The following is an 11,866-nucleotide window of genomic DNA, read 5'->3' on the forward strand; positions in this document are numbered from 1 at the left end:
GGCGCTACCTGGCAATAAGGGTGGAATGGGAGGGATCAACGTCTGGCGCCGGTACAGCTTTACTGCCCTGGCGGCGGAAACGGTCCATCAGCACATACACGACAGGCGTGGTGTACAGGGTCAGCAACTGGCTCAAAATCAGGCCGCCTACGATGGCGATACCCAGCGGCTGGCGCAGTTCCGCACCGTCGCCGCTGCCCACGGCCAGCGGGATGGCGCCAAAGATGGCCGCCACCGTCGTCATCAAAATGGGACGCAAGCGCAGGTTGGCGGCACGGAAAATGGCGGCTCCCGCCCCCATATGGCCGGCCCGCTGGCGCGTGATGGCGAAGTCGATCATCATGATGGCGTTTTTCTTGACGATGCCGATCAAGAGGATCACGCCGATCAGGGCGATGATGGAAAACTGTGTCTTGAACAGCATCAGGGCCAGCAAGGCGCCCACGCCGGCCGACGGCAGGGTCGACAGGATGGTGATCGGGTGGACCAGGCTTTCATACAGCATGCCCAATACCAGATAGACCGTGACGATGGCCGCCGCGATCAGGATAGGCTGCGAGGACAAGGACTGTTGAAAAGCGTTGGCCGTGCCCTGGAAACTGCCGCGCACGGACGCCGGCAAGCCCAGGCCCTGCATGGCCTTGTCGATGGCGCCGGTCGCCTCGGACAGCGACATATTCAGCGGCAGGTTGAAACTGACGGTGGACGCCGGGCTGCCGCCCTGGTGGTTGACAGACAGCGGCGTATTGCGCGGCGCAATCGTGGCAAACGCGGACAGCGGCACTTGCGCGCCCGAAGCGCTGCTCACATACAGCTTGTTCAGGGTTTCCGGCCCTTGCAGATACGGGCTGGCCAGCTCCATCACCACGCGGTACTGGTTCAACGGGTTGTAGATCACCCCCACCTGGCGCTGGCCGAAGGCGTCGTTCAAGGTGTTGTCCAGAGTGGTCATGCTCACGCCCAGGCGGGCCGCCGCATCGCGGTCCACCTGCAGCGCCGTTTGCGCGCCCTTGTCCTGCTGGTCGCTATTGACATCGGTCAGCTCGGGCAGCTTGACCAGCGCATTGCGGATACGCGGCTCCCAGGTGCGCAAGGTGTCGATATCGTCGCCCTGCAAAGTGTATTGGTACTGCGCGTTGGCTTGCCGCCCACCGATGCGGATATCCTGCACCGGCACCAGGAACAGATTGGCGCCCGGTTCATGCGACAGCCGGCCGCGCAGGCGCGCCACCACCGCGTCCACCGCCAGCTTGCGCTCGGCCAGCGGTTTTAACGTGATATAAAAGTTGGCCGTATTGATCTGGTTGCCGCCGGTGGAACCGCTGACATTGGCCACCGCCGGGTCGGCGCGCAAAATCTTCACGAAGCGGTCTACCCGCTGCTGCATGATCTGGAAGGAGCTGCCCTGGTCGGCTTGCACACTGCCCACGATCACGCCTGTATCCTGCTGTGGAAAGAAGGTCTTGGGGATGGCCGTGTACAGGAACACGTTCAGGCCGATCACCGCCAGCAGGGCGATGATGGCCACCGGCTGGTGGCGCAAGGTCCAGGCCAGCGAACGCCGGTAGCCGCGCATCAGGCGCCGGCTGGCCCGTGCCAGCGCCGCGCCCACCTTCCCCGGCCGCTTGTGCGTGGGCGGCTTGAGCAGCACCGACGCCATCATGGGCGTGGTGCTCAGCGAGACGAACATGGAAATCAGGATCGCCGTCGACAGCACCACGGCAAATTCGCGGAACAGCCGCCCCACCACGCCGCCCATCAGCAGCAGCGGGATGAACACGGCGATCAGGCTGATACTGATGGACACCACCGTGAAGCCGATTTCACGCGCGCCCTTCAAGGCTGCTTCGCGCGCGCCCATGCCCTGTTCCATATGGCGCGAGATATTTTCCAGCACCACGATGGCGTCATCGACCACAAAACCGGTGGCCACCGTCAGCGCCATGGCCGACAGGTTATCCAGGCTGTAGCCGCACAAATACATCACGCCCAAAGTCCCCGCCAGCGAGACGGGCACGGCGACGGCAGGCAGCACGGCGGCGCGCCAGTTGCGCAAAAAAGCCAGCACCACCAGCACCACCAGGCCAATGGCAATCGCCAGCGAGCGCTCCACTTCACGCAGCGAGGCGCGGATGGTCGGTGTGCGGTCGCTGATGACGTTCATGTCGATGGCGGCCGGGATCGAGGCTTGCAGCTGTGGCAGCAAGGCGCGCACCCGTTCCACCGTCTCGATGATATTGGCGCCCGGCTGCTTGAGCAGGAACAGCGCAATCGCCGGCTTGCCATTGGCCACGCCGTAATTGCGCACATCCTGCACCGAATCGGTCAAGGTGGCCACATCGCGCAGGCGCACGGCAGCGCCATCGCGGTAGCTGAGCAGCACTGGCGCATAGTCGGCCGCCGTGCGCGCCTGGTCGTTGGCGCCGATTTGCCAGCTCTGGCCATCCTGCTCCACCGCGCCCTTGGGCCGGTTGGCATTGGTGGATGTTATCGCCGTGCGCACGGTGTCGATGCCGATGCTCTTGGCGGCCAGCTTGTCCGGGTCCAGTTCCACGCGCACGGCCGGCAAGGCGCCGCCGCCCACGTTCACCTGGCCGATGCCCTGCACTTGCGACAAACGCTGGGCCAGCACGGTGGATGCCGCGTCATACATCTGGCCGCGCGTCAGGGTCGACGAGGTCAGCGCCAGGATCATGATGGGCGCGTCGGCCGGGTTCACTTTGCGGTAAGTGGGGTTGCTGGGCAAGCCGGTCGGCAGCAAGGTGCGGGCCGCGTTGATCGCCGCCTGCACGTCGCGCGCCGCGCCATCGATGTCGCGGTCCAGTTCAAACTGCATGGTGATGCTGGTCGAGCCCAGGGATGAGCGCGACGTGATTTCATTGACGCCGGCGATGCTGCCCAGTGACCGCTCGAGCGGCGTGGCCACGGTGGCCGCCATGGTGTCGGGGCTGGCGCCAGGCAGGCTGGCGCTGACCGAAATGGTGGGGAAATCCACTTGCGGCAAGGGTGCGATGGGCAGTAGCATGAAACCCAGCACCCCGGCCAGCGCCACGGCCAGGGTCAGCAAGGTGGTGGCGACGGGCCGCGCGATAAATGGCGCTGAAATATTCATGCAGCGCTCCCTGCGTCCTGCCCAGACCGTGCCGCCGCGCGGCGCGCACGCCAGTCGGCAAACGATTTTGCCCAGGCGGCGAAGCCCAGGTAAATTACCGGCGTGGAAAACAGGGTCAGCAACTGGCTGACCAGCAAGCCACCCACCATGGTCACGCCCAGCGGATGGCGCAGCTCATGGCCCACGCCCGTGCCCAGCATCAGCGGCAAGGCGCCCAGCAAGGCGGCCATGGTAGTCATCAGGATAGGACGGAAACGCAGCAAACAAGCCTGGTGGATGGCCTGGCGCGGCGCCATGCCTTCCTCGCGCTCGGCATACAGGGCGAAGTCGATCATCATGATGGCGTTCTTCTTGACGATACCGATCAAGAGCACGATGCCGATGATGGCCACGATGCCCAGGTCTTCGCGCGCCACCAGCAAGGCCAGCAGCGCGCCCAGGCCGGCCGACGGCAGCGTCGACAAAATCGTCAGCGGGTGAATATAGCTTTCATACAGCACGCCCAGCACGATATACATGGTGACCACGGCAGCCAGGATCAGCATCACGGTACTGCTCAATGAAGCCTGGAAGGCTGCCGCCGCGCCCTGGAAGCTGGTTTCCACGCTGGCCGGGAAATGCAAGGACGCTTCCTGCGCCTTGATGGCGTCAACCGCATGGCCCAGCGCCGCGCCGGGCGCCAGGTTGAACGATATCGTCACGGCCGGGAACTGGCCCACATGATTGACGGCCAGCGGCGCGAGCCGGTTGACGATGTGCGCCACCGAAGCGAGCGGCACTTGCACCACCGTCGTGACGCCAGCGGCGTTGACGCTGGAACCGGGCACGTACAGGCCGCCGATGGCGTCCGGCCCGCCATCGGCGCCACCGGCTGCTTCCAGCACCACGCGGTATTGGGACGTTTGCGTGTAAATGGTGGAAATCAAACGCTGGCCAAACGCGTTATACAGCGCCGTATCTATGGACGAAACCGTCACGCCCAGGCGGCCGGCCGCTTCGCGGTCGATCTGCACATAGGCTTGCTGGCCCTGCTGCTGCAAGTCGCTGGCCACGTCGGCCAGGTCCGGCAGGGTTTTCAATTTGGCCAGCAGGCTGGTGGCGGCAGCGCTCAACTGGGCCTGGTCTGGTGAACTGAGCAGGAACTGGTACTGCGTCTTTGAAATGCGGTCTTCGATGGTCAGGTCTTGCACCGCCTGGAAATAGGCGGTGATGCCCGGCACATGCGAAGTGCTGGCCGTCAGGCGGCGGATGATCTCGGGCGCGGCCGCACTACGGTCGGCAAACGGCTTGAGCGTGACCTGCATGCGGCCCGTGTTGAGCGTGGGGTTGTCGCCATCGACGCCGATAAAGGAGGCCAGGTGATCGACATCGGGATCGCGCAGGATGATATCGGCGATCGCCTGCTGGCGCTTGCCCATGGCGTCAAACGAGGTGGTTTGCGTCGCTTCCGTGATCACTTGCAGCAAGCCTGTATCCTGCACGGGGAAAAAGCCCTTCGGCACGATCACGTACAGCAAGCCGGTCAAGACCAGCGTCGCCGCAAACACCAGCATCGCCATGCGCGGGCGGTTCAATACCCAGTCCAGCGCCACGCCGTAGCGGCTGACCAGTGCATTGAAACTGCGTTCGCTCCAGGCGCCCAGGCGCGTCTGGCGCCGTTCGTGCTCGGGGCGCAGCAGGCGCGCGCTCATCATCGGCGTCAGGGTCAGCGACACGAAGGCGGAAATCAGGATGGCCACGGCCAGGGTGATGGCAAATTCATGGAACAAGCGGCCCACCACGTCGCCCATGAACAGCAGCGGGATCAGCACGGCCAGCAGCGAAATCGTCAGCGAAATGATGGTAAAGCCGATCTGTTTGCTGCCTTTCAGTGCGGCCGCCATCGGCGTTTCACCCTCTTCCACGTAGCGGGCGATATTTTCGATCATGACGATGGCGTCATCGACCACGAAGCCGGTGGAAATCGTCAGCGCCATCAGGGTCAGGTTGTTGATGGAAAAACCGGCCAGGTAAATCACGCCAAACGTGCCCACCAAGGAGAGCGGCACGGCCACGCTGGGGATCACGGTGGCGCTGGCGCTGCGCAGGAACAGGAAGATCACCATGATGACCAGCGCAATCGACAGCATCAGTTCGAACTGCGTGTCATCGACCGAGGCGCGGATAGTGGTCGTGCGGTCGGCGATCACCTGCACCTGCATAGCCTGCGGCAGCGAGGCTTGCAGCTTGGGCAGCAGCGCGCGCACTCTTTCCACGGTCTGGATCACGTTGGCGCCAGGCTGGCGCTGCACGTTCAGGATCACGCCTGGCGTGCGGTCGGACCAGGCAGCCAGGTGCAGGTTTTCAGCGTCATCAACCACGCTGGCCACGTCTTTCAGGCGCAGGGGATTGCCATTTTTCCAGGCGATGATCACGTCCTGGTATTCGGCCGCCGATTTCAGCTGATCGTTGGCGTCGATGGTGGACGCGCGCTGGGCGCCGTCAAAACTGCCCTTGGCCTGGTTGACGTTGGCAGCCACGATGGCGGTGCGCACATCGTCGAGCGCCAGGCCCAGGTTGGTCAGCGCCTGCGGATTGGCGCGGATGCGCACGGCGGGCCTGCGTCCACCGGCAATGCTGACCAGCCCCACGCCATCGACTTGCGACAGCTTGGGCGCCAGCCGGTTTTCCACCAGGTCGTGCACGGCCGTCACCGCCATGGTGGGCGACGTGATGGCGATGGTCAGCACGGGCGCATCGGCCGGATTGACCTTGCTGTAAACGGGCGGCATGGGCAAGTCGGTCGGCAGCAGATTGCTGCCCGCATTGATGGCGGCCTGCACCTCTTGTTCAGCCACGTCCAGCGACAAGCCCAGCGAAAAGCGCAAGGTGATCACGGAAGCGCCGCCGGAACTGGTCGACGTCATCTGGCTCAGGCCCGGCATCTGGCCGAACTGGCGTTCCAGCGGCGCCGTCACGGTGGTCGACATCACGTCCGGACTGGCGCCCGGATACAGGGTGGTCACTTCTATCGTGGGGTAATCGACTTCCGGCAAGGCCGACAGCGGCAGCAGCCGGTAAGCCAGCATGCCGGCCAGCAGGATCGCCACCATCAGCAGCGCCGTGGCCACCGGCCGTTCAATAAAAATCTTCGAGGGATTCATGCGTGGTTCCCGCTACTCAGTGTGCAACTGCCGGGGCGGCATGGTGCTGCGCCTGCGCTGTAATCACCTCCACCGTGGCGCCGGGCCGCAAGCGGTCGCCGCCATCGATCACTACCCGGTCACCGGCCTGCAGATCGCCTTGCACCGCTACCCAGCTGGCATCGGCCGCGCCTGGCTGCACCACATGCACGCTGACTTTGTTATCCGCCCCCACCACATACACATAGGCGCCCTGCGCGCCGCGCAGCACGGCCGCCTGCGGCACTGCCAGCACATCGTGCAGGGTGTCGAGCTGCAAGGTCACGTTGACGGCCTGGTTCGGGAACAGGCTGTCATCGAGATTCGGGAACAGCGCCTTGACCTTGATGGTGTCAGTCGTCACATCGATGCTATTGTCGACGGTGGCCACCGTGCCCACGGCCAGCGGCTGCTTGCCGCCACGGTCAAACGCTTGCACGGGCATCGCCACGCCGCCGTGCAGGCGCTTTGAAATTACGGGGATATTGCTGGCCGGCACGGCAAACGTCAGGGCGATGGGCCGGGTTTGCGTGATGATCACCACGCCATTCGCATCCGTAGGCTGGATCACATTGCCCAGGTCGACCTGCTTGAGGCCCACCCGGCCCGAGATGGGCGCCGTCACGCGGGTGTAGGACAATTGCAGCTGGGCGCTGGCGACGGCGGCCTGGTCCAGTTTCACCGTGCCTTCCAGTTGATGCACCAGCGCGACCTGGGTATCGAGCTGTTGTTTCGGAATCGCATCCTTGGCCAGCAAACCTTGGTAGCGGACCAGATCGATCCTGGCGTTTTCCAGCTGCGCCTGGTCGCGCAGCAGCGCGCCTTGCGACTGGTCCAGGCTAGCCTGGAACGAGCGCGGATCGATTTGCGCCAGTTGCTGGCCCGCCTTCACCTGCTGGCCTTCGACAAAATCGAGGCGCTGCAGCACGCCGCTGACCTGGGCGTGCACGATGGCGGTATTCGAGGCGGCAATATTGCCTATCGCCGTGACCAGCACGCGGATATCTTGCTTGCGCGCCACTTGCACGGAAACCGGCGATGGCGGCGCGGCCCTGCCCCCTGGCCCTCCCTGGCCATGTGCGCGCCCCCCGCCACCTTCATGCGACTGGCCTGCAGCCTGGCCCTGGGCCTGTTGATGGGAGTGCCACCACCAGCCGCCAGCGCCGGCAACGGCCAGCAAGGCCACCAGCAGCCAAGGCAGAATGCGCCCCTCGGCGCGCACAGGAAAAACGGTTTGGGCAGAACGCGTCATCTATTACCCCTAAAAATTTCTTTTTTACAATGTCAAAGTCTACACGCGACCCATGTTTTTGATAGCCGGGTGCGTAACAACGGCGCCGCTGCCGCCCGATGGCGGCAACGGCGCCCCGGATCAGAAGCGACGCCCGTGGTGGAAGCCGCCGCCAAAGTGCGCGCCTATGCCGATCACCGGCCGGCCGAAGCTCCCATACCCGTAGTAACCATACGCTGGGTACCAGCCAAAGTCGGAGTTATCGACATACACGGTGGTGCTGACGGGATTGACCACAGGCACCACTTGCTGCTGCATCACAGCGGGTGACGAGGTGTCGCCGCTGGCCGTCACGGAGACGTTGACGGCGATGCGCTCGCCCGGGTCTTGCGGCACGCGGGCCTGGTAGCGCTGGCCTTGATAGTCATAGGTGACGTCGTAGCCAATCACCCGGTTGACGTAGCTGGCGCCGTTCTGGCACACCAGGCTATTGACTTGTTGCGGCGGCGTGTTGGCCGCTTCAATGTTGTTGCCGGTAATCGCACCAGCCACCACGCCGAGGCCGGTCGCCAGCGCGCGGCCAGCGCCGCCGCCGATCGCATTGCCGGCCAGGCCACCGATCAGCGCGCCCGCCACCGCGCCGCCACCCGACGTTTCCGGGGCGCGCACTTGGGTGACGTTCTTGCAGCTTTGCTGCGGTACGGCCACTTGCGCCGTCACAGGCGTGCTGGAGACGACGTTGCCGTACTCGGTCGCCAGCGCTGCGCTGCAGACGCTGGCAAGGCCGACGGCAATGAATGGAATAAGTAAAGGAATCCTGGTTTTCATGATAAGCCTCGCTTTCTGGACTTGAATGGCCGATGCCATGAGTACAGAATAAGACCCCAGGAAGACAGCCATGTTTCCGGCTATCGAAAGATTGTTTCAGTTGAAATCTGGCGTGCGGGGGGAGTGCTTCGGGCGGTTGTGACTAAAGGTCGTCGCCACCGTTGATCTTGTTGCAGCGCTGAAGAACTATCTAACCCTACGGGTCGAGCGGCGCTATCTCATGAGTGGTGACCCGAAGGAATATCGAGGCTTGCGTCCAGACACTACAGGCCGCAACTAAGGCGTGGTAGCTCAGACTTATTGGATAACAGTTATCAGATAGATTAGATTGTTATAATTCCCATATTCAGCCACTCGTTGCAGAGTAGCATTGCGAAAAATATATCCCTACTTCAACTTACAAATCCACTTTCACGTATGAACGAAGCCATCCCCTTTCTTCGCCGCTGTCACCGCACCGAGTCAGGAACCGCCGTAATTTGGCCGTTCCTAAATGTTGAACAGCGCCAAGGAGCACTTGAGCTCTTTCTAGATAACAATGCCTTAACTAGACCTCAATGGCTATCCGAACTACCTGAAAATCTGCTTCGCGATTGCGTCGTAAATCCTTGGATGGCAATTCAAGAGCAGTGGTTTTCGAATCCCTGCTTCCGTGAAGAACCAGAGGCCCGTATCAACGACTGGATCGACAACCTTGCACGGTACGGTGTCAAATTCCGCACGGGCTATGGAAGCGATCAAGTTCAGCTGATAATGAAGAACGAAAAGGCACTTCGCAGGCAATTCAGCTCGGTAATTCCATTCGTCGCTATTATGAAGAATCTGCTCTCTCAGAAGTTGTCAGTCGATGAATCGCTGATGCGCTTGACTGAAATGGGGCAGACCGACATTCCCCGCTTCATGGGCGCGATAGCGCTGACGGCGCTGGGAGTAGCACTAAAAAAACAACAATCGTTCAAGTTTAAAAGTGACTCTAAACCTGCCTATTCGTACCTCTCATCTTTCTTAGAATTTCAGCCGTCTAAAAAAGACGAGAGCGACTACATGAACGTACCGTACCTCCGTAACCGCGCTGGCGACCTGAATATGTGGCTCATGCTACCAGTGCTGCGCCAGCTTGGATATTCAATCGGAAACCATTCCACGTTGGCAACTGGAGATAAGGCGCTACATCGGGTCATTTTTCGGGCAATTCCGCCAGTAATGACGCACAACGGAATTACCAGCTTTAGTGTGGCCCCCGATGAACTTCCAAAGGAGGTTTTTGACCGGGTCATCGGCGTGATCGATAACTTACAGCCTCGGGCAACTTCGACTCCTGGCGAGCAACTGGCGAGAATGAAGAACGTGTTCAGCCTAGCCAAGGCGTGCACTAACGATCAACGCGAGCGCTATGCTCTTGATAAGGTGTTCTCCGAATGGTGGCTACCGGGGCACGGCTTGGAAATCGAGCCAATGTGAATACTAGGGTCGCTACGGTGCGAGGCATTCGCGGGCAGATAGCCACCAGCAAGCCCTCTGTTTCGCACAGTTCACAAAGCAATAGGAAGTCGGTGATTATGCTCTAGTATCTCTCGAGCTTCTTATGTTTCCGCATCCCGACGCATAATTTCGTCCAGATCGCTTGGTAATTCCCCCTCTCTATACTGCGTATAAATACAGTAGTTTATGCATTTGCCCATGCCGCATTCAAGCCGTTAATTTTGCTGCCTTTTTAGAAACTTGCAACTGGGATGCACAGCTTCTCGCAATTTGGTAGAAAGGCATCTTTTCGGTTACCTTAAGAAATATCTCGATAATAATATTAATTTTAATCATATTAATCTTAGAATAGGTTTCTCCCAATGACATCAACATTTAGCTTTATCGATCTTTGCGATCAAAATATTAATATCTTGATCGGTTCCGGGGCATCATATGGCTTATTCCCAACGCTTGAACTTGGTATCAAATCGAATGATGGCGCAAATACCACGGTTGAGTCACTGGCCACCTTGTTTCAGGATCGAACTGACCCGCGTTATTCCGCGTTGTTCATGCACTACTACAAAACGTGCATCGAACCTGTGCTGGCGTTTGATTACACTGGGGCGACGGTAAACGCTGTCCATGCGGAGGTATTGGAAAATTACCGGCGATTTCTCGGTTCGTTGCTCTTGCTGTTAAGGCGAAAAAAGGCCGATCAGCGCAAGGTATGCAACCTATTCACAACAAACTACGATGGATGCCTTGCTCATGCGGCCGAGGAGCTATGGAAAGAGCGCAAGCATGAGTTCTACTTGAATGATGGGACAACCGGTTTCAAGCGTCGATATCTCGACGCCAGGAATTTCAGTACGATGACGACGCAAACCGGGATCTTCGGGCGACATCGAAACGAAGTTTCGCAAATTAACTTGATCCACTTGCATGGTTCCAATTATTGGTTCAAAGATGCAGATCGCATTCAGGTCAACTACCTCACCAGCAACGGGGAAAGGCTCGTGACTTCAGGCGGGTTTGCAAAGTGTGATGAATTTTCAAATGTTCTGCTTGACCCAACAAAGGAGGTAGATGATCTTCCTGATGTGAAGTTTGTTGGTAAAGAGACTTCTGCGTTTTGGGAGAAATACGATTTGCTGCCTATCGTCAACCCTACCAAGTGGAAGTTCCACGAAACCGTCTTCGAAGAGCACTATTACCAGATGCTCCGCTACCTTAGCTATGAGCTTGAGAAGCCTCATGCAGTATTGTTGACCTTTGGGTTTTCATTTGCGGATGAACATATTCGTCAGTTGGTTCGGCGATCCCTGTCGAATCCTTCACTTCAAGTCTACGTGTGCTGTTACAGCGCGGGCGCGAAGGCTACTATTGACGGGTACTTTGCTGAGTTTCCGAATGTGCAGACCATCGTGCTCGATGATCCGCTAGATTTCACAGCATTCAATGAACAGGTTTTCACAGCGTCACCAACGGCAGTGAGTGCCAAGGCCGCTTTGGCTGAAGGGGTGGCCGAATGACTATTCGTGTTGGCGAGGTCGTCGCGGTCGAAGGGACCAAGATTTCGATTCGCATCTTTGAAGAATCGAACCGCGACACACTGTTCTTGCATGGCGAAAAATACAAAGGCGTGTCGATCCGGGAATATTTGTCTATACAGCGTGGGTTCAGGGACATCGTATGCCTAGTACAAGGTGAATACCTGGATGAACGCAGAGTCGAGGGCGACGGTGCAAGCTCATATTTTGTCCGACGGGTCGAGGTAAAACCAATTGGATATCTAGAGGATGGGCGATTCAGAGAAGGTATCAAGTTCCTTCCTATGATCAAGGACTCTGCCTTCCTCATGCAAGAATCCGCAGTCAAGGCCCTTTACGCGTCCGAGGATACGACTAAGGGACTAGTTATCGGCCAACTTCTCAAAGAAGAAATCCCTATTTCGCTCCCTTGGCAGCGTCTATTTGTAGTGGTCAACCCATCCCGGACACTACGTTAAGTTTTTCTTCGGTGACGGCCGGTGCCAATCCGTGATTGAACTGATGTGGCCGTATCCAG

At 59.7% G+C, this 11,866-nt stretch carries 7 protein-coding genes; 3 read left to right on the plus strand and 4 right to left on the minus strand.

All coding sequences use genetic code 11. The annotated features are described in order from the left end of the window. Positions 1–4: 4 nt before the first annotated feature. The 4 genes from HDE75_RS24665 to HDE75_RS24680 form a co-directional block, all read right to left on the minus strand. A complete protein-coding gene (locus tag HDE75_RS24665) occupies positions 5–3,112 on the minus strand; it encodes a multidrug efflux RND transporter permease subunit (protein WP_183681697.1) in 3,108 nt (1,035 codons plus the stop codon). After that, entirely contained in the window at positions 3,109–6,255 is a 3,147-nt protein-coding gene (locus tag HDE75_RS24670) for a multidrug efflux RND transporter permease subunit (protein ID WP_183681694.1), read from the minus strand. The genes HDE75_RS24665 and HDE75_RS24670 overlap by 4 nt, the downstream gene beginning before the upstream one ends. A gap of 16 nt (positions 6,256–6,271) precedes the next feature. Continuing rightward, complete coding sequence (locus tag HDE75_RS24675; RefSeq protein ID WP_183681691.1) at positions 6,272–7,525, minus strand: MdtA/MuxA family multidrug efflux RND transporter periplasmic adaptor subunit; 1,254 nt, start codon at positions 7,523–7,525, stop codon at positions 6,272–6,274. A 120-nt stretch (positions 7,526–7,645) separates the two neighbouring features. Beyond that, positions 7,646–8,332: a glycine zipper 2TM domain-containing protein gene (locus HDE75_RS24680; protein WP_183681688.1), complete on the minus strand. Its 687-nt coding sequence runs from the start codon at positions 8,330–8,332 to the stop codon at positions 7,646–7,648. A 417-nt stretch (positions 8,333–8,749) separates the two neighbouring features. On the opposite strand from HDE75_RS24680, the gene HDE75_RS24685 reads away from it, so the two are divergent. The 3 genes from HDE75_RS24685 to HDE75_RS24695 all read left to right on the plus strand — a co-directional run bounded on the left by HDE75_RS24685 (position 8,750) and on the right by HDE75_RS24695 (position 11,807). Beyond that, positions 8,750–9,793, plus strand: a complete 1,044-nt coding sequence (locus HDE75_RS24685; RefSeq protein WP_183681685.1) for a hypothetical protein — start codon at positions 8,750–8,752, stop codon at positions 9,791–9,793. A 383-nt stretch (positions 9,794–10,176) separates the two neighbouring features. Next, on the plus strand, positions 10,177–11,331 hold the full coding sequence (locus tag HDE75_RS24690) for an SIR2 family protein (RefSeq protein WP_183681684.1): 1,155 nt from the start codon (positions 10,177–10,179) through the stop codon (positions 11,329–11,331). Next, positions 11,328–11,807, plus strand: a complete 480-nt coding sequence (locus tag HDE75_RS24695) for a hypothetical protein (protein WP_183681681.1) — start codon at positions 11,328–11,330, stop codon at positions 11,805–11,807. Before HDE75_RS24690 ends, HDE75_RS24695 begins: the two co-directional genes overlap by 4 nt. The last annotated feature ends 59 nt before the right edge of the window (positions 11,808–11,866 follow it).

This window comes from Janthinobacterium silvisoli, from assembly GCF_014200725.1.
Classification (GTDB): domain Bacteria; phylum Pseudomonadota; class Gammaproteobacteria; order Burkholderiales; family Burkholderiaceae_D; genus Janthinobacterium.

Coding starts and splice junctions, on each gene's coding strand:
- HDE75_RS24665 (WP_183681697.1), bottom strand. CDS start 3,112: ATGAATATTTCAGCGCCATTTATCGCGCGGCCCGTCGCCACCACCTTG.
- HDE75_RS24670 (WP_183681694.1), bottom strand. CDS start 6,255: ATGAATCCCTCGAAGATTTTTATTGAACGGCCGGTGGCCACGGCGCTG.
- HDE75_RS24675 (WP_183681691.1), bottom strand. CDS start 7,525: ATGACGCGTTCTGCCCAAACCGTTTTTCCTGTGCGCGCCGAGGGGCGC.
- HDE75_RS24680 (WP_183681688.1), bottom strand. CDS start 8,332: ATGAAAACCAGGATTCCTTTACTTATTCCATTCATTGCCGTCGGCCTT.
- HDE75_RS24685 (WP_183681685.1), top strand. CDS start 8,750: ATGAACGAAGCCATCCCCTTTCTTCGCCGCTGTCACCGCACCGAGTCA.
- HDE75_RS24690 (WP_183681684.1), top strand. CDS start 10,177: ATGACATCAACATTTAGCTTTATCGATCTTTGCGATCAAAATATTAAT.
- HDE75_RS24695 (WP_183681681.1), top strand. CDS start 11,328: ATGACTATTCGTGTTGGCGAGGTCGTCGCGGTCGAAGGGACCAAGATT.